This is a genomic window from Rhizobium leguminosarum bv. viciae USDA 2370, assembly GCF_002008365.1.
Lineage (GTDB): Bacteria > Pseudomonadota > Alphaproteobacteria > Rhizobiales > Rhizobiaceae > Rhizobium > Rhizobium leguminosarum.
This window is the reverse complement of record NZ_MRDL01000001.1, coordinates 129,314-154,254: the sequence shown is the minus strand read 5'-3', so window position 1 is coordinate 154,254 and position 24,941 is coordinate 129,314. Positions and strand designations below refer to the sequence as shown.

Genomic DNA, 24,941 nt, shown 5'->3' with positions numbered 1-24,941 from the left:
GGGATCAAACACCTACTGCATAATTCCTTAAAAAGACGCGCGGCGCTGTAACGTGTCGCCGAAAAAGCCCGTGGTCAGCCGCGATCGCGTTTCTTGCCACCGCGCGCGTCAAATTGGACGAGCAGCGACTTGAGTTCGATCTCGCGAACGCGTCTTGCCGCTTCATCCGGGCTGACCCATTCGAGAATACGCTGACCCCGCTCCTTGAAATCGCCGCTGACCTCCGTGACTTCAATCTGAAACATGTCGACGATACAGGGCGCCACATCGCCATTGTCGAGTTCTTTCAGATAGGTATAGCGGCCGACCGGCTTCTTCTTCACCACCCCGCGTACGCCTGCCTCCTCCCAGGCCTCGATTGCTGCTGCTTCGAAAGGCTTTTTCCCCTTCATCGGCCATCCTTTCGGGATGACCCAGCGCGCGCTCTCGCGAGACGTGATCACCAGGATTTCGACCTCGGATCCGGCATTGCCGTGACGGAAGCAAATAGCACCATATTGTTGACGGAATGCACCGGCGAACAGCACTTCAGGAACAGCAGCGAGCTGTCGCAGCAGTGGTTGGGACTTGTCCGGTCGAGGCTTCCTGGCTTTTTTGCTAGGTGTCATATTGATTGAATTACCGAATTTGCATGTTGCTTCAATTGCCTGAGCGTGTTTATGACACTTTTATGACAATCGGCCGCACGAGGAAGGTTCGCAGGCATGATGAGCATTTTTCGCAAGCTGATGCCACGGGAAGACAGATTCTTTGAAATGTTTTCCAAGCACTCGAAGACCGTCGTTGCTGCGGCGCACGCCCTCGATCAACTTCTGAAGGGCAATGACGTTCAGGAAAACTGCGATCGAATAGTCGCATTGGAAAACGAGGCGGACGACGTCACGCGTGACGTTCTTCTTGCCGTTCGACGAAGCTTCATCACGCCCTTCGACCGGGGAGACATCAAAGACCTCATTCAGTCGATGGATGATGCGATCGACATGATGCACAAGACAGTCAAGACGATCCGCTTGTTCGAGCAATCCAGCTTCGATCCGCTCATGCAGGAGATGGGCAGTGAAATCGTCAAGGCGGCAAACCTTGTCGCGGAAGCGATACCCCTCCTCGACAGATTGGGAGCCAATGCGCAGCGCCTCGCGGCCATCGCGGAGGAGGTCACCCGAGTGGAGGGACGTTCCGATGAGCTCCACGACCAGGGTTTGAAGGATCTGTTTCTGCGACATGGCGCCAGCGGCAATGCGATGGCCTACATGATCGGAAGCGAAATTTACGGAGAGCTGGAGAAAGTCGTCGACCGCTTCGAGGATGTCGCCAACGAAATCAGCGGCATTCTCATCGAGAACGTCTGATGGAAGCCTCCCTCGCTCTGCCGCTGCTTGTCGGCTTGGTCGTCGTCGCCCTGTTCTTCGATTTTCTCAACGGTCTGCATGACGCGGCCAATTCGATTGCCACGATCGTCTCGACCCGCGTCCTGCGGCCGCAATATGCGGTCGCCTGGGCAGCATTCTTCAACTTCATCGCATTCCTGTTCTTCGGCCTGCACGTGGCCGAAACACTGGGGACCGGCATCATCGATCCTGCGATCGTTTCGCCTCAAGTGATTTTCGCCGCACTCATGGGCGCCATCATTTGGAATATTCTTACCTGGATTTTCGGGATTCCGTCGAGCTCGTCGCATGCGCTTGTCGGTGGGCTGGTGGGGGCCGGTCTGGCAAAGGTGGGCTTCAGCTCGATCGTCTGGAACGGCCTCCTAAAGACCGTCGGTGCCATTTTCCTTTCGCCAGCCATCGGCTTCCTGCTTGCCCTCGTGCTGGTGCTCGCCGTCTCCTGGTTATTCATCCGGCAAACGCCGTTTGCGGTGGATCGCACATTTCGCGTCATGCAGTTTGTGTCTGCTTCGCTTTATTCGCTTGGCCACGGCGGGAACGATGCGCAGAAGACGATGGGCATCATCGCGGTGCTCTTGTTCAGCCAGGGATATCTCGGCCCGACATTCTACGTGCCTTTCTGGGTGGTCATTTCCTGTCAGTCGGCAATGGCTCTCGGGACGCTCTTTGGCGGATGGCGGATCGTTCATACCATGGGGTCGAAGATCACCCGGCTCAATCCCATGCAAGGTTTCTGCGCAGAGACGGGCGGAGCGTTGACACTCTTCGGAGCGACGTGGCTCGGTATTCCCGTTTCGACGACGCATACCATCACCGGAGCAATCGTTGGAGTGGGCGCAGCTCGTCGTGTCTCAGCCGTGCGCTGGGGATTGGCCGGCAACATCGTGATAGCCTGGATCGTTACGATGCCAGCGGCTGCAGCAATATCCGCAGCGTTCTACGGCCTCGTATCCTTGCTGCAATGAAATGAGGTGATGGCGAGGCAATCGCCACGCTTGCCCTTCCCTCTTGAGCTTTGCTGCTGGCAAATACCGACGAATAAAGCGAGCAGAACCCATTCTGCCGCCTGCGTCATCGTAGCTTCGATATTGCGTGCACTGCACAAATAGAGCGCTCCCATGACCGCCACTACGCTAGCAATCGCACAAAACGGAAGCAGAAAATAGAAAGCCTAAGAAATAAGCATTCGTCAATTCTTACCATTTCTCCTTTTTCTTCATGCTGTTACCAATTCCTCTCGAAATTGGCACGCTGCTTGCAGGTTCTGAGACGCATCGGTCAACGGCGACCGGTGCAGATAGGCGCGGCATAAGCGCCTACAACAGACACCGACGTCGCAAGGTCTTTGCAATCCGGGATTCTCTCATCCCCTGGACGCAAATTCCGGCGGCGTTTTTTTGTGTCCAAATTCAGCCAGCAGAGGGAACCTGCGCATGACAAAGAATTTGCAGACTGGGATTTCGACAACCGGCATGACTCGCCGCAGCATGCTCAAGACGACCGCAGCGGCTGCCCTCATCGGCGCCGTCAAGACCGCCTTTCCGTCCGGCGCCTTCGCAGCCGGGGCAGGCCCTGAGGTGGCAGGTGTCAAGCTCGGCTTTATCGCGCTCACGGATTCCGCACCGCTGATCATCGCCAAGGAAAAGGGCTTTTTCGACAAGCATGGCCTTCCGGAAACGGATGTGGCCAAACAGGCATCCTGGGGTGCGACCCGCGACAATCTCGTGCTGGGCGGCGCAGCAAACGGCATCGACGGTGCCCATATCCTCTCGCCGCTCCCCTATCTCATGCATACCGGCAAGGTGACGCAGAACAATAAGCCGGTGCCGATGGCGATCCTCGCCCGGCTCAACCTCGACAGCCAGGGCATTTCCGTCGCCAAGGAATATGCCGAAACCGGCGTGCAGCTCGATTCCTCCAAGCTGAAGGCGGCATTCGAGAAAAAGAAGGCGGAGGGCAAGGAGATCAAGGCCGCCATGACCTTCCCGGGCGGCACTCATGACCTCTGGATCCGCTACTGGCTCGCCGCCGGCGGCATCGATCCGAACAAGGACGTTTTGACCATCGTCGTGCCGCCGCCGCAGATGGTTGCCAACATGAAGGTCGGCAACATGGACGTCTTCTGTGTGGGCGAACCGTGGAATGAGCAGCTCGTCAACCAGGGCATCGGCTTTACCGCAGCCACCACCGGCGAGCTCTGGAAGGGCCATCCCGAAAAGGCGCTCGGACTGCGCGCCGACTGGATCGAAAAGAATCCCAATGCTGCCAAGGCCCTGCTGATGGCTGTCATGGAGGCTCAGCAGTGGTGCGAAAGCATGGACAACAAGGCGGAGATGGCTGACATTCTCGGCAAGCGCCAATGGTTCAACGTTCCGACGAAGGACGTACTCGGCCGCCTCAAGGGCGACATCAATTATGGCAATGGCCGCGAGGTCAAGGCCACCGACCTGTATATGAAGTTCTGGAAGGACGGCGCCTCCTACCCGTTCAAGAGCCACGATACCTGGTTCATGACGGAGAACATCCGCTGGGGAAATCTGCCGGCGAGCACCGACATCAAGGCGTTGGTCAACCAGGTGAACCGCGAAGATATCTGGCGCGAGGCCGCCAAGGATCTCGGCGTCGCGGCGGCCGATATTCCCGCATCGTCTTCTCGTGGCAAGGAGACTTTCTTCGACGGTAAGGTCTTCGACCCGGAAAATCCTTCCGCCTATCTCGACAGCCTTTCGATCAAGGCTGCCTCCTGACCCCCGCCTCCGGCGCGCGACGGGCGCGCCGGCCTTTCATTCACGTGAGGAGCGCGTTGATGTCCGCCCTGGCAAATAAAGAAAATCCCTCCATGCCGCCTCTGCCAAGCCGGCAGCAAAGGTTGTGCCATTTTCCGGCAAACACGGATCGCGGATCGATTTTCGTCGAGCGGCACTGACCGCACTTCGCAATGTCGTCCCGCCGGTCGTCGTGCTCGCACTTATCCTGCTCGTCTGGCAGGTGCTCTGTTCATCGGCGGATGCGTCTTTGCCTTCGCCGCATCGGGTCTGGCAGGATAGCTTTGACCTGATCGCCTTTCCGTTTTTCAACTACGGCTCCCAGGATATCGGGCTCGGCTGGCGCGTGCTCGTTTCGCTGCAGCGCGTCGTTTATGGCTTTGGCCTTGCCGCGGTCGCTGGCGTTATCATCGGCGCGATCATCGGCCAGTCGGTCTGGGCGATGCGTGGCCTCGATCCGATCTTCCAGGTACTGCGGACGGTTCCGCCGCTCGCCTGGTTGCCGCTGTCGCTCGCGGCATTCCAGGATTCCAACCCTTCGGCGATCTTCGTTATCTTCATCACTTCGATCTGGCCGGTGATCATCAACACCGCCGTCGGCGTCCGCAATATCCCGCAGGATTACCGCAATGTCGCCGAGGTGCTGCGCCTCAATCAGTTCGAATTTTTCTGGAAGATCATGCTGCCTTCGGCAGCGCCTTATATCTTCACCGGCCTCAGGATCGGCGTCGGCCTCTCCTGGCTCGCCATCGTCGCGGCCGAAATGCTGACGGGCGGCGTCGGCATCGGCTTCTTCATCTGGGACGCGTGGAACTCGTCGCGCCTTTCGGACATCATCGTCGCGCTCGTCTATATCGGCATCGTCGGCTTCGCTCTCGACAAGCTGGTGGCTGCGCTCGGCAAACTCATCACCCGCGGCGCCATGGCCAACTGAGGGAGGTATTTATGAACGCCTATCTTAAGCTCGATCATATCGACAAACATTTCGATCGGGGCGGCGTCCGCGCCGAGGTCCTGAAGGATATCAACCTGACGATATCCGCAGGCGAATTCGTCTCGATCATCGGCCATTCGGGTTGCGGCAAGTCCACTCTCCTCAACCTTATCGCCGGCCTGACGCCGGTTTCGGCGGGCGCCGTGCTGCTTGAAAACCGAGAGGTCAACGGACCGGGACCGGAGCGCGCCGTCGTCTTCCAGAACCACTCGCTGCTGCCCTGGCTGACGGTCTATGAGAACGTCAATCTCGCCGTCTCCAAACTCTTCAGCAGAACGAAGACCAAGGCCGAGCGGCATGACTGGGTCATGGCCAACCTCGACCTTGTGCAAATGGCGCATGCGAGGGATAAGCGGCCTTCGGAAATTTCCGGGGGCATGAAACAGCGCGTCGGCATTGCCCGCGCGCTTGCGATGGAGCCGAAGATCCTGCTGCTCGACGAGCCCTTCGGCGCACTCGATGCGCTGACCCGCGCCCATCTTCAGGACGCGGTGATGGAAATCCACGCACGGCTTGGCAATACGATGGTGATGATTACCCATGACGTCGATGAAGCGGTGCTGCTGTCCGATCGCATCGTCATGATGACCAACGGCCCGGCGGCCCGTATCGGCGAAGTGCTCGATGTGACCATGCCCCGCCCCCGCCATCGCATCGAGCTCGCCTCCGATCGGACATATCTCAAATGCCGTGAAGCCGTGCTGAAATTCCTCTATGAACGCCACCGCTTCATCGAAGCGGCGGAGTAGAAACCGGGGAATAACCTCGGCGCTTGCCGGCTTTGATTTTTTTGTCTTCGTGGCGGGTCCGGCAGCGCCTGATTTTAGGCGTTGGGCCCTCTTTATTCCCCGGGCGTTGCAAAGACCGCGCTGGCATCGCTGACAATTTCCACATGGGAATATGCCGCCTGCCCCGCGGCGGCTGCGTCCGCGCGCATGATCGCGGTGACGATCCGGCCGTGCTCCTCATAGGATTTTGCCAGACGCCCAGGCAGACGGAACTGCGCCCGCCGAAAAGGCGCAAGCCGCGCCCGCGTCTGCGTCACCATCTCGAAGACATGATCATTATGCGCGCCACGATAAAGCCGGGTGTGAAATTCGGTATTGTGAGCCGAATATTCTTCCTCCGCGCCGGCATGCACGAGCCTCACCGATCCCCGATGCTCCAGCTCCAGCGCGCGCCGCTCGTCGACCGTCATACGCTCGGCCGAGAGCCTGGCGCAGATCGCTTCGAGTTCGGCCATCGCTTCGAACATCGAATGCAGATAAGCCTCGGTGACATTGGTAACGACGGCACTGCGGTTTGGCTCACGCGCAATCAATCCCATGGCGCCCAGCTCACGCAGAGCCTCGCGTACCGGCGTGCGCGAAACGTCGAAACGAACCGCGAGCGACACCTCGTCCAACTTCGCGCCCGGCAGGATTTCACCCGTGACGATCATGTCGGCAATCGCTCGCACCATCTGTTCGACGGTGGTTCCGGTACGGATCACTTCTCTGCGCCTAGTCTGCTTCACAATACGAATCTGCTCACGTCAACATTCTGCATACAGATGCGGTTCGAGACTCGATAAGTCAAATCTAGTGGAGAAGATATTGTTAAATTTTCGCTTTCTGATGCACGAGCACCTCAGGCAATCCGACTTTATGCCAACCGCGCAGTAACAATGAACAAGAAATATCTATTGATTACTTTTTGCGCAAAGATTCGATCAATCTGCATGCACTTTGCAATGCGCAGATCTTGTCGTTTCAGATAATCTATAAAAAACAATAGATTAATTTCTGGCACATGCATTGCATGCACTTTTCTGTACCCGTTCACAACCGGCCCAGCGCCGCAAGGAGCATTCCGATGACCAAACTCCTTTCCATGAACCGCCGCAATTTCCTCCAGGCTTCCGCTGCCGGTGCGCTCGCCGGCGCCATGCCCGGCCTGATCGGCTCCTCCGCCGCAGCCCAAACCGCGCTGACCGTCGGCTTCATCTATGTCGGCCCCAAGGACGACTACGGGTATAACCAGGCGCATGCGGAGGGTGCGGCCGTTATCAAGGCGCTACCGGGCGTGACGCTGGTCGAAGAAGAGAATGTGCCGGAAACCGTCGACGTCCAGAAGACGATGGAATCCATGATCAACCTGGACGGCGCGACCCTGCTCTTTCCGACCTCCTTCGGCTACTTCGACCCACACATGCTGGCCGTGGCCGCTAAACATCCCGACATCCAGTTCCGGCATTGCGGCGGTCTCTGGCAGGAAGGCAAGAACCCGGCCAATACGGGCTCCTATTTCGGCTATATCTTCCAGGGCCAGTATCTGAACGGCATCGCCGCCGGCCATGCGACGAAGAGCAAGAAGATCGGCTTCGTCGCCGCCAAGCCGATCCCACAGGTTCTGCAGAATATTAACGCCTTCCTGCTCGGCGCACGCACGGTCGATCCTGGTATCACCTGCCAGGTGATCTTCACCGGCGAATGGTCGCTTGCCGTCAAGGAGGCCGAAGCCACCAATGCGCTGGTTGACCAGGGCGCTGACGTCATCACCTGCCACGTCGACAGCCCCAAAGTGGTTGTCGAGACTGCTGCCGGCCGCGGCGCCTTCGTCTGCGGCTATCACGCCAACCAGAGCCCGCTTGCTCCCGAAAAGTACCTCACCGGCGCCGAGTGGGCCTGGGGTAACGTCTACAGCGACTTCGTCAAGAAGGCGCAGGCCGGCGAAAAGCTCGGCAACTTCGTGCGCGGTGGCCTGAAGGACGGCTTCGTGAAGATGAGCGCGCTCGGCCCCGGCGTGTCCGCGGAGGGCCGCAAGGCCTTCGAAGCCACGCAGGCGGAGATGATGAAGGGCGGCTTCTCGGTCTTCAAGGGACCCTTGAAGGACAATAAGGGCGACACCGTCGTGGCTGCCGACAAGAGCTATGCCGAAGACGCGATCGAGCTCGAAAGCATGAATTACCTGGTCGAGGGCGTTGTCGGGTCCACGGCGTAAGCCGCGAAGGGAGAAGCGCCATGACCATCGAGGCCAATGATCCCGCAATAGCCATCGTGGAAAAACCGGCTTCGCTACGCCCCGTCCTCGAATGGGTCGCGCGGCGAGCCGAGCCTGTTGTCATCGGCCTTGCGGCCATCCTGATCGGTCTTGCGCTCTTCTCCCTCTTCATCCTGGCGGTTGGCAAGTCGCCGGCCACCCTCTTTCAACTGATGTATACCGGCGGCTTCGGCAGCTGGTTTTCGGTGCAGAACAGTTTAAGTCGTGCCGCACCCCTTCTCCTGACGGCACTCTGCGTCGCCCTGCCCGCCCGTCTCGGCCTCGTCATCATCGGCGGGGAGGGAGCGGTCGTGCTGGGCGGCGTTGCCGCCGCAGCCATGGCTCTGCCGCTCGCCGGCACCGCGCCTGTTTTCCTCACTCTCATTCTGATGGCAATCGCTGCCATGGTGGTCGGCGGCATCTGGATCGGCCTTGCCGGTTTCCTGCGCCATTACCGCGGCGTCAACGAGACCATCTCCTCGCTGCTGCTCTCCTATATCGCCATTGCCCTGATGAACCAGTTCGTAGAAGGGCTGCTGCGCGATCCTGCAAGCCTCAACAAGCCGTCGACCAGGCCGCTGCCGACGGAATACATGCTCGGCAATATTCCCGGCATGGACGTGCATTGGGGTCTCGTCATCGGCATCATCGCCTGCATGCTCTCCTGGATCGTGATCGAGGCGACGAGCTACGGTTTTGCCGCCCGCATCGCCGGCGGCAACGTGCGCGCCGCGCAGATCCAGGGACTGCCGGTGGGCAAACTGATTGCGGGATTTACCGCGCTTGCCGGCAGCTTTGCCGGTCTGGCGGGCATGATCGAAGTGGCGGCGGTGCAGGGAAGTGCTAATGCCTCGCTTGCCGCCGGCTACGGCTATACCGGCATCCTCGTCGCCTTCCTCGCCAGGCACAATCCGCTGGCGATCATTCCGGTGGCGATCCTGCTCGGCGGTATTGACGCCTCGGGCGGTCTCATCCAGCGGCGCATGGGTCTGCCGGATGCGACGGTTCTCGTGCTGCAGGGGACGCTCTTCATCGTCATTCTCTTCTGCGAAACCTTCTACGGCCGCTTCAAGATCTTCAATCCCGACCTCTGGAAAAGGAGCCTCTGATGGAAGAGACAGGCATCGGCATCTGGGGCGTGCCGCTGGCGATCTTCGCGGGCGCCATTCGCGTTTCCACCCCCTTCATCTTCGTCAGTCTCGGCGAGACGATCACCGAACGCTCCGGCCGCATCAATCTTGGCCTGGAAGGCACGCTGGTCTTCGGCGCCATGACGGCCTATGCGGTGGCCGTCATGACCGGCTCCCCAACCCTTGGCGTGCTGGCCGCCATGGTGGCAGGCGCGATCTTCGGCCTCATCCACGGCTGGATCTGCAAGTTCCCCAAGGTCAACGACATCGCCATCGGCATCGCCATGATGCAGTTCGGTCTCGGCATGGCGTTCTTCCTCGGCAAATCCTTCATCCAGCCGGTTGCCCCGAAACTGCCCTCGATCCCGCTCGGCGGCTGGTCGAGCACGCCGCAGGTCCAGGCGGCGCTCAATATCAACGTGCTGTTCTTCATCGGCGCGGCACTTGCCCTCTTCCTGTTCTGGGCCTTCAAGAACACCCGCATCGGTCTGATCCTGCGCGTCGTCGGCGACAGCACCGACGCGGCCCGGGCCATGGGCATCCACCCGGACCGAGTTCGCCTGCTGGCGACGGCAGTGGGCGGTTCGCTGGCGGCAATCGGCGGCGCCTACCTCTCGCTCTACTATCCGGGCTCATGGAACGAAGGCATCTCGTCAGGCCAGGGCCTGATGGCCGTGGCCCTCGTCATCTTCGCCCGCTGGAACCCGATCGGCTGCTTTCTCGCTGCCCTGCTTTTCGGCGGTGCCGGCGCGCTCGGCCCGGCGCTGCAATCGGTCGGCGTCACACAAGGCTACTACCTTTTTTACGCCGCGCCTTACGTGCTCACCCTCGTCATCCTGATCGCCACCTCCTCGCCCACCCGCTCGCTCGCCGGTGCGCCGGGTGCGCTGTCGCTCACGAAATAACGGAGCATCCCGATGAACGGACTTGGCGGTCTCAACAAATCCGAACACGGCATCGGTATCGGCCTGGTGCAGCTCCAACTGCCGGTGACCGTCACCAAAGTGGATCTGGCAAAACAGACGCAGGTGATCGTCGATCTGGTGGGCAAGGCGCGGCGCAACCAACCGGGCATGGACCTCGTCGTCTTTCCCGAATACGGGCTGCACGGCCTTTCCATGGACATCAATCCGGAGATCATGTGCACGCTCGACGGGCCGGAGGTCGCGGCCTTCAAGCAGGCCTGCAGGGACAACCGGATCTGGGGCTGCTTCTCGATCATGGAGCTGAATCCTGGCGGCATGCCCTACAATTCCGGCATCGTCATCGACGATCAGGGCGAGTTGAAGCTCTATTACCGCAAGATGCATCCCTGGATCCCCGTCGAGCCCTGGGAGCCCGGCGATCTTGGCATCCCTGTCATCGAGGGCCCGCGGGGCGCCAAGCTCGCGCTGATCATCTGCCATGACGGCATGTTTCCGGAGATGGCGCGCGAATGCGCCTATAAGGGCGCCGAAATCATGATCCGCACCGCCGGCTACACGGCGCCGATCCGCGATGCCTGGCGCTTCACCAACCAGGCGAACGCCTTCTGCAATCTGATGGTCACCGCAAATGTCTGCATGTGCGGCTCGGACGGCACGTTCGATTCCATGGGTGAAGGCATGATCTGCAATTTCGACGGCACGATCATCTCTCACGGCACCTCCGGCCGGCCCAACGAGATCATCACCGCCGAGGTGCGTCCCGACCTGGTGCGCGAGGCCCGGCTCGGCTGGGGCGTGGAGAACAATATCTACCAGTTCGGCCATCGCGGCTATGTCGCCGTTGCCGGCGGCGCCCAGGATGCGCCCGACACCTACATGCACGACCTTGTCGCCGGCAAATACCGCCTGCCATGGGAAGACGAGATAAAGGTCAAGGACGGCACGTCCTGCGGATTTGACAAGCCGATGCGCCGCTACGGCGAACCCCTCAAACCTGCCGCGGAATAGGAGAGAGAATGATGGACGCGATGGTCGAAACCAAAGGGCATTTTATCGACGCCGATCCGTATCCGTGGCCCTATAACGGCGCTCTGAGGCCTGATAATACCGCCCTCATCATCATCGACATGCAGACGGATTTCTGCGGCAAGGGCGGCTATGTAGACCACATGGGCTACGACCTGTCGCTGGTGCAGGCGCCGATCGAACCCATCAAACGTGTGCTTGCCGCCATGCGAGCCAAGGGTTACCACATCATCCATACCCGCGAGGGCCATCGCCCCGACCTCGCCGATCTGCCGGCCAACAAGCGCTGGCGCTCGCAGCGGATCGGGGCCGGCATCGGCGATCCCGGCCCCTGCGGCCGCATCCTGACGCGTGGTGAACCCGGCTGGGACATCATCCCCGAACTCTATCCGGTCGAAGGCGAGACGATCATCGACAAGCCCGGCAAGGGTTCGTTCTGCGCCACCGACCTCGAACTCATCCTCAGCCAGAAGCGCATCGAGAACATTATCCTCACCGGAATCACCACCGATGTCTGCGTTTCGACGACGATGCGCGAGGCGAACGACCGCGGCTACGAATGCCTGCTGCTGGAAGACTGCTGCGGTGCGACCGACTACGGAAACCACCTCGCCGCGATCAAGATGGTGAAGATGCAGGGCGGCGTTTTCGGCTCGGTCTCCAATTCCGCGGCTCTAGTCGAGGCGCTGCCCTGATGCCGTCATTGCGTGCCCATGTCTTTCGCGTGCCAGCCGATGGCCCCGATGACGTTGCCGGCGTCGAGGCGCTCTTTGCCAGCGGCCTTCAGGCGAACAACGTCGTCGCCGTTCTCGGCAAGACGGAAGGCAACGGCTGCGTCAATGATTTTACCCGCGGTTATGCCACCCGCAGCTTCGAGACATTGTTCAGCAGATATGGCGTCGACGGCGTCTCGATCATCATGTCCGGCGGCACCGAGGGGGCGCTCTCGCCGCATTGGACGGTTTTTGCGCGTGAAACCGTAGAAACCCCGGGCGAACGGGCGCTGGCCATTGGTGTGTCGCGTACCCCCGCGCTGCCCCCCGAACATCTCGGGCGCCGGGAACAGATCCTGCTCGTTGCCGAAGGCGTGAAGTCCGCGATGAGGGATGCCGGCATCGATGATCCCGCCGATGTCCATTTCGTGCAGATCAAGTGTCCGCTGCTCACCTCGCGCCGGATTGCCGAGGCCGAGGCAGCAGGCAGGACGGTCGCAACCCACGACACGCTGAAATCCATGGGCCTCTCGCGCGGCGCTTCGGCTCTCGGCGTCGCCGTGGCACTCGGCGAGATAGATGCGACATCGATCGGCGATGCCGACATCTGCACACGTTTCGATCTCTTTTCCCGCTGCGCCTCAACCTCGTCCGGGGTCGAACTCACCGATCACGAAATCATCGTCCTCGGCATGAGCGCAAAATGGTCCGGTCCGATGTCGATCGACCACGCGGTCATGCGGGATGCGATCGACGCGCATTCCGTCAGGAAAGCCCGCGAACGCCTGCCGGAAAACAGCCGGCTGGCGGCGGTTCTCGCCAAGGCCGAGCCGGACCCGTCCGGCAGGATCGGCGGCAGGCGCCACACGATGCTCGATGACTCGGATATTGCAGGCACCCGCCATGCCCGTGCCTTCGTCGGCGGCGTTCTCGCCGGCATCTTCGGCATTACCGATCTCTATGTGTCCGGCGGCGCCGAACACCAGGGTCCGTCCGGCGGCGGTCCCGTCGCCATCATCGTCGAAAAGGAGCAATGAAGTGAGCACAGTCCGCGACACGCCCCTTCCGCGAGCCGGCAAGGCCGTCGGCATCGATACGCTCGGCATGACCATGCGCTTCGGCTCGTTCACCGCGCTCGACAACGTCTCGATCGTCGTTCCGGCCGGCTCTTTTCACGCGCTTCTCGGCGAAAACGGCGCCGGCAAGTCGACACTCGTCAAATGCATCATGGGCTTCTATCACGCAACCTCAGGCTCGCTGTCGGTCGACGGTCGCGAGGTGGCGGTTGCCTCACCCAAGGATGCCGCGGCCTATGGGCTCGGCATGGTCTACCAGCATTTCACACTGGTTCCCTCCCTGACCGGTGCGGAAAACCTGGTCATCAGCCGCACCGAAGTGCCCGCGGTGATCAACTGGGCCAGGGAACGCAAGGATCTGGCGGATTTCATGGAGCGCATGCCGTTTAAGATCCCGCTCGACAGGCCGGTGAGCGAGCTTGCCGCCGGCGAAAAGCAGAAGCTCGAAATCGTCAAGCAGCTCTATCTCGGCCGCTCCTTCCTCGTGCTCGACGAGCCGACTTCGGTGCTGACGCCCGCCGAAGCCGATGAGATGCTCGGCATCGTCCGCGGGATGACCGAGCGCGGCGAGCTCACCGTGCTGATGATTTCCCACAAGTTCCACGAGGTGACGAAGTTCGCTGATGCCGTCTCGATCCTGCGGCGCGGCAAGCTGGTCGGCACCGGTAAGGTCGGCGAGCTCTCCACCGCCGAGATGGCGGCGATGATGATCGGCGACGTCAAGCTCGCCGAACTCGACAGCCGTCTGCCGGTGGCGGAAGCGGCCAAATCCGTGCTCACCGTCAGCCAGGTGAAGGCCCCGGATCGCTCCGGCCTGAAGACGATCGAGATCGACGCGCTTACGGTCCGCTCCGGCGAGATCGTCGGCATTGCCGGCATATCGGGCAACGGCCAGAAGGAACTGACGGAGATTCTCGCCGGCCAGCGCCCGACCGATAGCGGCCAGGTCATGGTCAATGGCGAGGCTTACGGCGCCACCCGCGACGAGACCCGCAAGAACAGGGTGCGTTTCATCCCCGAAGAGCCGTTGCAGAATGCCTGTGCACCCAAGATGACCGTGAGCGAGAACCTTGCGTTCCGCACCTTCGACTTGAAGCAGGACGGCAAGGACGCGATCTGGCTGAAGAAGGGCAGCATGAAGAAGCGTGCCTCGGCGCTGATCTCCGACTTCAAGGTCAAGACGGCCTCTTCCGCCTCGCCGATCGCAGCGCTTTCGGGCGGCAACGTGCAGCGTGCCGTGCTCGCCCGCGAACTGACCGGCGATGTCGATCTGTTGATCGTCTCGAACCCCTGTTTCGGTCTCGATTTCTCGGCCGTCGCCGAAATCCGCGCCCGCATCATGAAGGCACGCAATTTGGGCGCTGCCGTGCTGCTGCTTTCCGAGGACCTCGACGAACTGCTCGAGATGTCCGACCGCATCATGGTCATTTCGGAAGGCAAGCTGGTTTACGAGACACCGGCGCGCTCGGCCGATATTGGCGTGATCGGCGCCCACATGGCGGGGCATCATTGATGGCGAAGATCAAAGCTGAACCTTTCGCCTTTCCGGTGAAGCACGATGAGCTCGCCCTCATCGTCATCGACATGCAGCGTGATTTCGCCGAGCCCGGCGGCTTCGGTGCAAGCCTCGGCAATGATGTCAGCCGTATCACCAGGATCGTGCCTGATGTCAAACGCCTCATCCTGGGCTTCCGCAATGCCGGCCTGCCTGTGATCCATACGATGGAGTGCCACCGGCCGGACCTTTCTGACCTGCCGCCGGCCAAACGGGATCGCGGCAATCCGTCGCTCAGGATCGGCGACGAAGGCCCGATGGGCCGCATCCTGATCTCAGGCGAACCCGGCACGGCAATCCTGCCGGAACTCGCTCCTGTGAAGGGTGAAGTCGTCATCGAAAAACCCGGCAAGGGCGCCTTCTACGCCACCGAACTTGGCACCGTGTTGCAAGAGAAGGGCATCAAGCAGCTGGTCTTTGCCGGTGTCACCACCGAAGTCTGCGTGCAGACGACGATGCGCGAAGCAAACGACCGCGGCTATGAATGCCTGCTCGCCGAGGAGGCGACGGAAAGCTACTTCCCAGAATTCAAAGCCGCAGCCATCGCCATGATCCGCGCCCAAGGCGCGATCGTCGGCTGGACCGCGCATGTCGACGACATTCTGGAAAGTATCGCCCATGCCTGAAACGACCCGCGAACGCCTGATTTCAGGCGGCTGGAAGGAGCTGGAATTCGGCCCCTTCCGCGATGCTGTCAGCATTCACTGGATCCGCCCCTTCGAGGGTGATCAGCCGGGCGTGGCGCTGCTGAAATATGAGCCCGGCGCCTCCGTTCCCCGCCATCGCCACGAAGGGCTCGAGACCATCCTGGTGCTCGACGGCGTTCAATCCGACGAGACGGGCGATTACAACAGCGGCAGTTATATCGTCAATGCGCCGGGCAGCGAACACTCGGTCTGGAGTGATACCGGCTGTGTCGTACTCATCCAATGGGACCGGCCCGTGAAAATACTCGAAGACGAAATTGCCTGAAGCCGGCACCCGCCGTGGAGATCGGCCCGACGATCCGGAAGGACATGAGCTTCACAGCAGCATCGAGGCTCCACGATCGATATAGGTATCCAGAAATTGTTCGAGCCGGGGGTTTCTCGGTCGCTTGAAGACGTCCTGCGGCGGGCCGGTGAACAGCACCTTGCCGTGATCGAGAAAGATGATCTGCTGGCCGACCGTTGCTGCAAATCCGATCTCGTGGGAGACGACGACCATCGTCATGCCCTCGGCGGCGAGATCGCGCATGACGTTGAGCACTTCGCCGGTCAGCTCGGGATCGAGTGACGAGGTCGGCTCGTCAAACAGCATGATCTTCGGGTTGAGGGCAAGCGCCCGGGCGATAGCGACACGCTGTTGTTGCCCTCCGGAGAGCTGCGATGGATAGTGCCCCGCCCGGCCCTCGAGGCCGACCTTGACGAGCTGGGCCATGGCCTGCTCCTCCGCATCCCTACGGCTCATCTTGTGAACCGTCTTCAGCGCCTCGCTGACATTGCCGAGCGCCGTCATATGCGGCCAGAGATTGAACTGCTGAAAGACCATGCCGATCTGTGATCGAATCTGCCGGTTCACAGCAGTCGGCACCCGCTCACGGACGCCCTTGGCGTTTTCGGCAAAGCCAAGCACCTCGCCGTTGACGGCAATCGTCCCCTTGGTCGATTCCTCGAGAAAGGCCATGCAGCGCAGCAGCGTACTCTTGCCGGATCCCGACGGGCCGATGACGCAGGAGACTTGTCCCTGCTCGATTTCGAGGTCGATGCCGTGCAGCACGGTGGAGCCGCCGAACGTCTTGACGAGATTTTTGACTGCGATCGCAGGAACGCTCATATGTTGAAAAACCTGAATCTGGTGAGTTTCGTTTCGGCGAGATGGCCGAGCCAGCCGGTGATTTCGACCAGTACCCAATAAAATAGCGCAAGGACGAAGAGCGCCTCGACGAAAGCATATTGCTGCGAGCCGATGGCGCTGAGTGTCGCCGTCAACTCTGGCACGGTGATAATGGACAGAACGGCCGTCTCCTTCATGAGGATGATTGTCATGTTGACCGAAGGTGGCAACACCAGCATGGTCATCTCCGGCAGCAATATGCGCCGGATGATCTGCCCTTGTGTCAGGCCAACGCACAGGCCGGCCTCGATATGTCCCTTCGGGACGGCGGCAAAGCCCGAGCGGAATATCTCACTGAAATAAGCCGCGCCGTAGATGGAAAGGCCGACGATGCCGGCCGGGATCGGATCGAGTGACAATCCGACGAAAGGGCCGCCATAGTAGACGAGGAATATCTGAATCAGGAAGGGCGTGCCGCGCAGCACTGCGATGACAAGGCCGAACCCTCTGTCCAACAGCACGCCGCCAAAACGTCGCGCGACAGCGACAAGGAAACCCAGTACGGCAGCGGCAAGAGTGGTGACGATCCAGATGAGGATGGTGACCCACGCACCGTGGAGGATCTCCGGCAAGTTGCTGAAAATCACATTGGTATCGAAGGTCATCGCGGCACTCCTGGCAGGGAGCGTTCGATCAGGCCGCCCGCAAGGGCAACGATCCAATTGATGACGAGATAGATCAGGCCTGCGGAAGCAAAAATCTCGAGCGGCAGGAAGGTGCTGCCGGCAAGGTCCTGAGCCATGCGTGTCAGCTCGACGATTCCGACGACGGAGACGAGCGAAGACGCCTTCAGGATAAGGATCGCTTCATTGACGAGCGCCGGGAAAGTCAGGCGCAGGGCGATCGGCGCCTTGATGCGACGGAAGATCTGAATGGGAGTCATGCCGACCATTTCAGCAGATTCGACAAGGCCCAGGGGAACGCTGGAAAAACCACCGCGCAGATTTTCAGCCTGATAGGCCGCAGTACACAAGGACAGGCCAACGACGGCCGCAACGATGCTCGGCACGTTGATGCCGATCACCGGCAGCAGATTGTAGATCAGCAACAGCTGGACCAGCAGCGGTGCACCACGAAAGAAACTGATGAAAATCTGCGCCGGCAACACGAAAAGCCGTTGCCGTGAGAGCAGCATGGCTGAAATGACGATCGCGATCGCAAAGCCGATCAGGATGGAGACCACGCTGATCGTCACCGTGTAGATCGAGGCTTGCAGAAGCAGTTCGAATAGCTTGATGGACATGGGCGGTGCTTGCCTGGGCGCTGCGGCCGTGAACTTTGATCCCACGGCGGATTGCGCCCCGACTGATGGCGGGGCGCGTTCGTTTCACCGGCGGCTAATCAGAATGCCGGATCCTTGACAGCATCAGGCGTATCGAAAGACGCACCAAACCACTTCTTTTGCAGCTCTGCCATACGTCCGTCTGCCTTGATCTTGAGCATCGCGGCATCGATCGCATCCATCAGGGGCGCATGATCGGCATCCTTGAGACCGATGAAGCCGAAATAGGACTTCTTGCCGAATGGCGGCAGGACGACTTCGAACGTGCCTTTTCGCTGGCTAGCGACGAAGGCGATATTGGGCAGCGAGTTGGCAACGCCGGCAATGCGGCCGGCGGCGAGATCGGCGTAGGATTCGGTAAAGGCTGGATATTCGCGCACGTCGACTTTGGTCGGCAGCGTGCCGGAGAATTCCTTCAGCTGGTCGAGCTGGGCAGTTGCTTTGCCGACACCGATGGTCTTGCCGGCAATATCTTCCGGCTTGCTGATCGTCGTGTCGCCAGCCTTCTTCAGAATGGCGATCGTCGCTTCGGCGATCGGCGGCGTGAAGCGATAGCGCTCCATGCGCTTCTTGGTGATCGTTGCAGGACCTGCGACGACATCGAACTTGCCGGCCTCAAGCGCGGGGAAGACGCCGTCCCAAGGAAGCGCTATCCACTCGATCTTGACGCCGAGTTCCTTGCCGATCTCGGCAAAGAGGTCGACGTTCAAGCCGGTATGTTCACCGGCATCGATATAGTCGAACGGTGCGAAAGCCGTTTCGGTGCCAACCTTGAGGGTGCCGGCTGCCTTGACGGCGGCCAGCGTGTCGGCTGCATGGGCGGAAACGGCTGCTCCGAACAGGAACGCAGCGCCGACCAGACCCTTCAGCAGTGAATTTGCCTTCATGATCATCTCTCCAGTTTTATTCCCCCGGCGGAGGAGTTTTGGTTCCCGACTTCGATTTCCTCTGCGCGGATTTCTATGCTCCGCTTTTGACTATACAAATAGATATAGGCTGGCCTAGAGTGTCAATGTAAAAGACGAGGAACGCAAAATTTGTGCCGGGTGGCGTCGATCTCGCTGGCATGACCGTTCCGGAACTTATGATCGTTGACGCCGGATGAGGTGCGGGCTTGGTGTCGATTTATCAACGTATTTTTACCGATGTCGAGACGAAGATCATCAGCGGTGATTGGCGGCCCGGTGACCGTATTCCCGTCGAACACGAACTCGCGGCGAAATATCGGTGCTCGCGGATGACCGTCAGCAAGGCGCTGTCGGCGCTCGCCGAGCGCGGCATGATCGTCAGACGGCGCAAGACAGGTTCGTTTGTCGCATCGCCCCAGATCGACCGCACGGTGATGGATATCCAGGATATCAGCACCGAAGCGGAACTGGCCGGGCACGAACACCGCTTCGAAATCCTCGCCCGCAAGATCGAGCGCCTTGGAGAGGCGGAGGCACAGCAGCTGTCGGAGCCTGCCGATGCAGAAGTTCTCAGGCTTCAGTGCCTGCATATCGTCGACGGCAGACCGAATGCCATCGAGCGGCGGATCATCATGCTCGATGCTGTCCCACGGGCGAGAGAGGAGAGTTTTGCTTCAATTCCGCCCGGCAAATGGCTGCTTGATGAGGTTCCCTGGTCCAAGGCCAAACATGTCATTCGCGCCGTCTCGGCCGACACTACTACGGCGCGGATCCTGCAGACGGAACGTGGCGAGGCCTGCCTTAGCCTCATTCGCCAGACCTGGCAGAACGGACGCACGGTGACCTATGTCGAGTTTACCCATCCGGGCGACCGGTTCCAGTTTGCGGGGACGTTTCATCCGGCAGCAAATTGAGTTCGACGCAAATCACGAGAGGTTCTGCAAGTGACCGATGAGCGCCTCAAGGCGATACCGCTGAAAAGTTTGCAGGCGTTCGAGGCGGTGGGGCGCTGCGGCGGCGTGACGGCTGCGGCACTGGAGCTGAGGGTTTCGCCGGGGGCCATCAGCCAGCAGATTCGCAAGATCGAAAGCTTTCTCGGAATTTCGCTTCTGGAGCGCAGCGGGCGAACCGTCGAGCTGACCGCCTGGGGCCGGCTCTACCATCAGGAGATATCGAAGGGCTTCGAGCAATTTGCGCTCGCTCAGCAACTGTTGGAAAAGGCGCGCAACGAGACGGCACTGGTGCTCAGTGCGCTTTCCTCCGTCGTCAACAAATGGATCGGCAGGCGGATCTTCGACTGGCAGGCGCTTCATCCCGAAGTTCCAGTGAGGATTATCGGACGCGACAAAGAGCCCCGGATCGGTTTCGACGATGTCGATTTCCGTGTCAGCTACGGATCGGACGTCCTCCAGCACGAACATTATACCGAACTGTTCCGCGATTGGGTCGTTCCGGCCTGCTCGCCGGCGCTGATGCAGGATCGCGCACATACGGCGCGCGATCTTTTCGAACAACCCCTTCTCCATGTCGAGTGGGAACGGCACTTCACCCCCTACCCCAGCTGGGCGGAGTTTGCCGCCAAGGCCGGCGTCGCGTTCGATGTGTCGACGCCGGGCCTTTCCTTCACTTTGTCGAGCAGTGCGATTGATGCAGCCGTCAACAAGCGCGGCGTCGTGCTCGCGCAGATGTCGATGATATCAGATGAGCTTGAGGCGCAAACGCTCGTCATTCCGGTCGACATGCGCATTGCACTGCGTGAAAGCTATTTTCTCGCCTGGGATCGTGCTGCCTTGCAGAAGCCCCATGGGCGCGAATTCCGCGATTGGCTCATTGCTATTTCCCGTCAGCAGGCTTCGGCATCGGCTCCTGCTGCATAATTTCTCAAATCGGAATCGATTTGAGAAATTATGCATCGATTCAAAAATGTTACAGCGTCCTTTGCGCGTCAGAAAGGACGCGCGGCGCTGTACGTCAACACTTTAGAAAAACTAAAACGGAACTCAGCTACGCGATATTGATGAAAATTTGCGCCTGGCGATAATTTGCGCAGTCGCCTTCAAGGGGACGGCGTGGCGGACAATGGCAGGAGAACTCAATGGCGCGGACCGACAAGATGAAACTCGGGACTTTCGTCTATACGTTCGGCTTTCATCCGGCCTCCTGGCTGCATCCGGCAAGCGACGTCAATGGCGCCAACGACTTCGCTCATCTGCTCGATGTCGCCAAGCGATCCGAGGCGGCCAAATTCGATTTCATGTTCATGGCGGATTCTCCTGCCGCCGCCGTCGGCGATCCGAATGCGCTTGCCCGAATTCCGACCAAGATGAACCGCTTCGAACCCCTCTCGCTGCTCTCGGCTCTGGCGGTCACCACCAACGATCTCGGTCTCGTGGCGACGGTCTCAACGAGTTATTACGAGCCATACAATGTCGCGCGTCTGTTCGCCTCGATCGACCATCTGAGCAAGGGGCGTGTCTGCTGGAATGTCGTCACTTCCGATCACGACGAAACCGGCTACAACTTCAACCGCGAGGGGCTCGACCCGCATGCGCTGCGCTACGAGCGCGGCAACGAATTCGTCGATGTCGTGTTCGGCCTCTGGGACAGCTTCGAGGATGGCGCACTGCTTCTCGACCGTGAAAACGGTGTCTACTATGACAAAGACAAGCACCATACGCTCAACCACAAAGGCAAGCACTTCCAGGTTCGCGGGCCCCTCAACATCGCGCGAACGCCCCAGGGTCGTCCTGTCATCGCCCAGGCGGGCGGTTCGGAACCCGGAATGGACATGGCGGCACGCACGGCGGAGATCGTCTTCAGCCTCGCATCGAATATCGACCGAAACCGTGCCTTCTACGACAACGTCAAGCGCCGGATGCCGGCCCATGGACGCGATCCGGACGACCTGAAAATCATGCCGGGTATCGTGATCAACGTCGGTGAAACTGAAGCCGAGGCAAAGGCGAAGGTCGACTATCTGATCGATAAGATGCATCCGGATGTCGGCCTGCTGATGCTCTCCGAATTTCTGGAGGCGGACCTGCGCGACGTGGCGCTCGACAAGCCTTTCCCCATGGATCGGCTGCCGGCGGCGCCAAAGGGATCACGCGCTCTGTTCGACGAACTGGTCGATTTCGTGAAAAGCGGCCACACCGTCGGCGAACTCATCCGGCACTATGCCGAGAAGCATACCGGAAATGGCATCACAGGCACGCCAGCCCAGATTGCCGACTTCATGGAGGAATGGTTTGAGACGCGCGCCGCCGACGGCTTTATCCTGATGTTCCCCACCTTGCCGTCCAGTCTCGACGATTTCGTGCGGCTGGTCCTGCCCGAGCTTCGGCGCCGAGGGCTGTTCCGTGAGGAGTACGAGGGCAAGACCTTGCGAGAAAACCTCGGTCTTTCAAGGCCTGTAAACCGCTTTGCCAAAACGAAAGAGCCAGCCCGATGAGTGCCGAGGCTTTGATCAGCGAGGCGGACTTCAAGCTTTCGATGCGTCATCTGGCGGGTGCGGTCAGCGTGATTACGGTCGGCGACGGTAGAGACCGCACCGGCTTCACCGCAACGTCGGTCTCCTCGCTTTCGGCGGAGTTGCCTTCCGTCATCGTCAGTGTCAACCGCGCGTCTTCCTCATGGCCGGCACTGCAGCAATACGGCTGCTTTTGTGTCAACGTGCTCGCTGCCGACCAGGAGCAGGTGGCGCAATCCTTTGCCGGTCTTGACGGGCGAAAGGGTGCCGAACGCTACGGCAACGCCGGATGGTATCGCCTCAAGACCGGCGCGGCGGTCCTTGAAAATGCCCTGACGGTCCTGGACTGCAAGCTCGAAACCGCATTCCACTACAATTCCCATGCCATTTTGGTCGGACATGTCTGCGCGATTGAAATTCGGCAGGGCATAGGACCGTTGCTTTACTGGCGCGGTGGTTATCACCAACTTCCGGCGGAGGTTGATCAAAACCGTCTATCGAAGGCGCTCGGACAATAGCTTTATCGAGGCGACATCCGCGTTGGCAAAGGCAAGTCTGAGGTAGCGCTCCTGCCCTTCCCCGAAATAGGCTCCGGGCAAACAAACAATGCCGGATTCCTTGGCGAGTTTTTCGGCAACCTCTGAAGATGATCGATCAGCGTAGGGATGGCGGACAAAGGCGAAATAGGCGCCGATCGCGGCGATCTCCCAATCCGGCAGCCCGGAAAAGACCAGCCTCAACGCATCCGCACGGCGAGTGATCTCCAGCTGGTTACCGGCTCGCCACTCAGCGAGTGCCGGGATCGCCGATGCAACGGCGATCTGAGCCGAACGCGGCGCGCAGATCTGCATATTGTCCATCACCTTGGCGATCTCGGCGATGAGTTTGGGGCCTGCCGTGATTGCACCCAGTCTGTGACCGGGAATGCAGAAGGATTTCGAGAAGCTGTAGAGAAGAACGAGCGTGTCCTCCCAGCCCGGCTCGGACAGAAGGGAGTGCGGCGGCCCGTAATCCTCGCCAAGAAAATCGCGATAGGTTTCGTCGAGGATCAGCCAGGCGCCGTATTTCCGGCAGAGCACAAAAAGCTTGTGAAGCAGGCTGGGTGGATACACGGCTCCGGTGGGATTGTTGGGTGTCACGATGGCAAGTATCTTCGCGCCGGCCGCAAGTGCAGCCTCGGCCGAACTCAGATCGGGAAGAAAGCCGGCGGCGGCGTCGCAATCGACCAATCGACGCCCGATCCCCAGCATCGACAGCGTCGTATCGTGATTGAAATAGAAGGGATTGGTTAGTGCTACGGTATCGCCGGCGCCCGCAAGCGCGATCGCTGCGCACATGAACGCCTGATTGCAGCCGGCGGTAATGTGGATATTACCGGCGGAAAGGTCGGCGCCGTAAAGCTCGGCAATGTGAGCCGCGTAGGTCTTGCGCAACAGAGGTTCGCCCTCGATCGGCCCGTATCCCGTCATCGCCTGTTGTCCGGCCGCCTCGGCAAGAAGCCGAAGCATCTCCGGATGCGCAGGATAGCCGGGCACGGCTTGCGACAAATCGATGAGCGGCCCTTTTTCTCCTTTGTATTCGCGGCTCCAGGCGACGACGGAAGGAATGGGCGGGGCAGAGAGGCGGGCAACGAGCGAGTTGGGTTTTGCAGCGATCATGTCGATTTCTCTTTGATACCGATTGCTACAACGATACCAATTGTTTTCTCAACCTCTTTGTCTGACGAGACGGACCTGAAGCGGAGATGCATGCGCATGGTGTGGGACAAAACGCGGCTGGAACAGCTGCGCGCAGAATTTGCAGACGCCAATGGCGGCGAGATATTCGATGAGAAGTTTCGCAAAGTGGCGGAGAAGATCATCTCCAAGAGCGGCACGAGACTGGCGCCATACGCCGGAGTGCCGACCTTCCTCAGCGCACCCTACATGCAGGTCGCAGCCGAGGATCCGGATTTCGGCAATCTCCAGGTTGCAATCACCGGGATCCCCATGGACCTTGGCGTCACCAATCGTCCAGGCTCGCGTTTCGGACCGAGAGCACTTCGTGCCATCGAAAGGATCGGCCCCTACAATCACGTCCTTGCCACGGCGCCGGTCTTCGATCTTCGGGTCGCCGATATCGGCGACATATCGTTCCAAAGCCGCTACCGGCTGGAACTCAGCCATGACGACATCGAAAAGCGCATCGGCCAGATCGTCGATGCCGGCGTTGCCCCGCTTTCCGTTGGAGGCGATCATTCCATCAGCCACCCGATTTTGAAGGCCATCGGTCGGCAGCAACCGGTCGGCCTCATTCATATTGATGCCCACTGCGATACAAGCGGCGCTTTTGATCAGACGAAGTTTCATCACGGCGGGCCGTTCCGCAATGCGGTGCTGGACGGCGTGCTCGATCCGACACGGACAATCCAGATTGGCATCCGTGGTTCGGCGGAATATTTGTGGGAATTCTCCTATGCGTCGGGAATGACCGTGATCCACGCAGAGGACATCAGCGGAATGGGGATTGCGGCCGTGGTTGCCAAGGCAAAATCCATCGTCGGCGACGGCCCGACCTATCTTTCCTTCGACGTCGACAGCCTCGATCCGAGCTTTGCGCCCGGCACGGGCACGCCCGAGGTCGGTGGATTGACCACGCGTGAAGTCCTTGAACTGATACGCGGGCTGAAAGGGATAAACCTGGTGGGCGGTGACGTCGTCGAAGTTGCCCCGCAATATGACGCAACGACCAACACAGCGCACGCCGCAGCACAGGTGCTCTTTGAAATCCTGAGCCTCATGGTGTTTAGTCCGTCGATCGGCAAACGCTAAGGC

Annotated in this window: 25 protein-coding genes and 1 pseudogene; 19 read left to right on the top strand and 7 right to left on the bottom strand. The window is 60.2% G+C overall.

Annotation, left to right across the window (positions count from 1 at the left end):
- Positions 1-74: 74 nt before the first annotated feature.
- Complete coding sequence (locus tag BS629_RS00750) at positions 75-608, bottom strand: NUDIX hydrolase (protein ID WP_018246789.1); 534 nt, start codon at positions 606-608, stop codon at positions 75-77.
- Between the two features lie 96 nt (positions 609-704).
- Here BS629_RS00750 and BS629_RS00745 point away from each other — a divergent pair, with 96 nt between their 5' ends.
- From BS629_RS00745 to BS629_RS00725, 5 genes and pseudogenes are all read left to right on the top strand, one after another.
- Complete coding sequence (locus BS629_RS00745; RefSeq protein WP_018246790.1) at positions 705-1,349, top strand: DUF47 domain-containing protein; 645 nt, start codon at positions 705-707, stop codon at positions 1,347-1,349.
- Complete coding sequence (locus tag BS629_RS00740) at positions 1,349-2,353, top strand: inorganic phosphate transporter (RefSeq protein ID WP_018246791.1); 1,005 nt, start codon at positions 1,349-1,351, stop codon at positions 2,351-2,353. The genes BS629_RS00745 and BS629_RS00740 overlap by 1 nt, the downstream gene beginning before the upstream one ends.
- A gap of 468 nt (positions 2,354-2,821) precedes the next feature.
- Positions 2,822-4,135, top strand: coding sequence for a CmpA/NrtA family ABC transporter substrate-binding protein (locus tag BS629_RS00735; RefSeq protein ID WP_077987917.1), 1,314 nt, complete (start codon positions 2,822-2,824; stop codon positions 4,133-4,135).
- Between the two features lie 59 nt (positions 4,136-4,194).
- Positions 4,195-5,087 (top strand): annotated as a pseudogene (gene ntrB / locus BS629_RS00730) (nitrate ABC transporter permease).
- An 11-nt stretch (positions 5,088-5,098) separates the two neighbouring features.
- Positions 5,099-5,896, top strand: a complete 798-nt coding sequence (locus BS629_RS00725; RefSeq protein ID WP_018246794.1) for an ABC transporter ATP-binding protein — start codon at positions 5,099-5,101, stop codon at positions 5,894-5,896.
- 92 nt (positions 5,897-5,988) lie between these two features.
- Here BS629_RS00725 and BS629_RS00720 read toward each other — a convergent pair whose 3' ends face one another.
- On the bottom strand, positions 5,989-6,663 hold the full coding sequence (locus BS629_RS00720; RefSeq protein ID WP_018246795.1) for a GntR family transcriptional regulator: 675 nt from the start codon (positions 6,661-6,663) through the stop codon (positions 5,989-5,991).
- Between the two features lie 338 nt (positions 6,664-7,001).
- On the opposite strand from BS629_RS00720, the gene BS629_RS00710 reads away from it, so the two are divergent.
- Genes BS629_RS00710 through BS629_RS00670 form a run of 9 tightly spaced genes read left to right on the top strand, consistent with a single transcriptional unit; the run spans position 7,002 to position 15,566 of the window.
- Positions 7,002-8,129, top strand: coding sequence for a BMP family ABC transporter substrate-binding protein (locus BS629_RS00710; RefSeq protein ID WP_018246796.1), 1,128 nt, complete (start codon positions 7,002-7,004; stop codon positions 8,127-8,129).
- A 20-nt stretch (positions 8,130-8,149) separates the two neighbouring features.
- Positions 8,150-9,277 carry an ABC transporter permease gene (locus BS629_RS00705; protein WP_018246797.1) on the top strand — a complete coding sequence of 376 codons (1,128 nt, stop codon included), beginning with the start codon at positions 8,150-8,152 and terminating at the stop codon, positions 9,275-9,277.
- Complete coding sequence (locus BS629_RS00700) at positions 9,277-10,203, top strand: ABC transporter permease (RefSeq protein ID WP_018246798.1); 927 nt, start codon at positions 9,277-9,279, stop codon at positions 10,201-10,203. Before BS629_RS00705 ends, BS629_RS00700 begins: the two co-directional genes overlap by 1 nt.
- 12 nt (positions 10,204-10,215) lie before the next feature.
- Complete coding sequence (locus BS629_RS00695) at positions 10,216-11,232, top strand: formamidase (RefSeq protein WP_018246799.1); 1,017 nt, start codon at positions 10,216-10,218, stop codon at positions 11,230-11,232.
- A gap of 11 nt (positions 11,233-11,243) precedes the next feature.
- Entirely contained in the window at positions 11,244-11,945 is a 702-nt protein-coding gene (biuH, locus tag BS629_RS00690; RefSeq protein ID WP_018246800.1) for a biuret amidohydrolase, read from the top strand.
- On the top strand, positions 11,945-13,000 hold the full coding sequence (atzD, locus tag BS629_RS00685; protein WP_018246801.1) for a cyanuric acid amidohydrolase: 1,056 nt from the start codon (positions 11,945-11,947) through the stop codon (positions 12,998-13,000). The genes biuH and atzD overlap by 1 nt, the downstream gene beginning before the upstream one ends.
- A gap of 1 nt (position 13,001) precedes the next feature.
- Positions 13,002-14,552 (top strand): ABC transporter ATP-binding protein, encoded by a 1,551-nt coding sequence (locus BS629_RS00680; RefSeq protein ID WP_018246802.1) that lies wholly within the window; start codon positions 13,002-13,004, stop codon positions 14,550-14,552.
- The gene (locus BS629_RS00675; protein WP_018246803.1) at positions 14,552-15,220 is read left to right on the top strand and encodes a cysteine hydrolase family protein; all 669 of its coding nucleotides are present in this window, start codon (positions 14,552-14,554) and stop codon (positions 15,218-15,220) included. Before BS629_RS00680 ends, BS629_RS00675 begins: the two co-directional genes overlap by 1 nt.
- Positions 15,213-15,566, top strand: a complete 354-nt coding sequence (locus tag BS629_RS00670) for a cupin domain-containing protein (protein ID WP_018246804.1) — start codon at positions 15,213-15,215, stop codon at positions 15,564-15,566. The genes BS629_RS00675 and BS629_RS00670 overlap by 8 nt, the downstream gene beginning before the upstream one ends.
- 51 nt (positions 15,567-15,617) lie before the next feature.
- Here BS629_RS00670 and BS629_RS00665 read toward each other — a convergent pair whose 3' ends face one another.
- The 4 genes from BS629_RS00665 to BS629_RS00650 form a co-directional block, all read right to left on the bottom strand.
- Positions 15,618-16,409 (bottom strand): amino acid ABC transporter ATP-binding protein, encoded by a 792-nt coding sequence (locus BS629_RS00665; RefSeq protein ID WP_018246805.1) that lies wholly within the window; start codon positions 16,407-16,409, stop codon positions 15,618-15,620.
- Positions 16,406-17,074, bottom strand: a complete 669-nt coding sequence (locus BS629_RS00660; protein WP_018246806.1) for an amino acid ABC transporter permease — start codon at positions 17,072-17,074, stop codon at positions 16,406-16,408. Before BS629_RS00660 ends, BS629_RS00665 begins: the two co-directional genes overlap by 4 nt.
- Positions 17,071-17,712, bottom strand: a complete 642-nt coding sequence (locus BS629_RS00655; protein ID WP_018449128.1) for an amino acid ABC transporter permease — start codon at positions 17,710-17,712, stop codon at positions 17,071-17,073. The genes BS629_RS00660 and BS629_RS00655 overlap by 4 nt, the downstream gene beginning before the upstream one ends.
- A 98-nt stretch (positions 17,713-17,810) precedes the next feature.
- A complete protein-coding gene (locus tag BS629_RS00650) occupies positions 17,811-18,638 on the bottom strand; it encodes a transporter substrate-binding domain-containing protein (protein ID WP_026188802.1) in 828 nt (275 codons plus the stop codon).
- A 227-nt stretch (positions 18,639-18,865) separates the two neighbouring features.
- Between BS629_RS00650 and BS629_RS00645 the strand changes: the two genes are divergently transcribed.
- The 4 genes from BS629_RS00645 (at position 18,866) to BS629_RS00630 (ending at position 22,646) form a co-directional block, all read left to right on the top strand.
- Entirely contained in the window at positions 18,866-19,573 is a 708-nt protein-coding gene (locus BS629_RS00645) for a histidine utilization transcriptional repressor HutC (RefSeq protein ID WP_018246809.1), read from the top strand.
- Between the two features lie 30 nt (positions 19,574-19,603).
- The gene (locus BS629_RS00640) at positions 19,604-20,536 is read left to right on the top strand and encodes a LysR family transcriptional regulator (protein WP_018246810.1); all 933 of its coding nucleotides are present in this window, start codon (positions 19,604-19,606) and stop codon (positions 20,534-20,536) included.
- 218 nt (positions 20,537-20,754) lie between these two features.
- Entirely contained in the window at positions 20,755-22,110 is a 1,356-nt protein-coding gene (locus BS629_RS00635; RefSeq protein WP_018246811.1) for an LLM class flavin-dependent oxidoreductase, read from the top strand.
- Complete coding sequence (locus BS629_RS00630) at positions 22,107-22,646, top strand: flavin reductase family protein (protein ID WP_018246812.1); 540 nt, start codon at positions 22,107-22,109, stop codon at positions 22,644-22,646. The genes BS629_RS00635 and BS629_RS00630 overlap by 4 nt, the downstream gene beginning before the upstream one ends.
- On the opposite strand, the gene BS629_RS00625 is transcribed toward BS629_RS00630, so the two are convergent.
- Positions 22,623-23,786 (bottom strand): aminotransferase, encoded by a 1,164-nt coding sequence (locus BS629_RS00625; RefSeq protein WP_018246813.1) that lies wholly within the window; start codon positions 23,784-23,786, stop codon positions 22,623-22,625. The genes BS629_RS00630 and BS629_RS00625 overlap by 24 nt on opposite strands.
- A gap of 96 nt (positions 23,787-23,882) precedes the next feature.
- Here BS629_RS00625 and speB point away from each other — a divergent pair, with 96 nt between their 5' ends.
- A complete protein-coding gene (speB, locus tag BS629_RS00620; RefSeq protein ID WP_018246814.1) occupies positions 23,883-24,938 on the top strand; it encodes an agmatinase in 1,056 nt (351 codons plus the stop codon).
- Positions 24,939-24,941 lie beyond the last annotated feature (3 nt).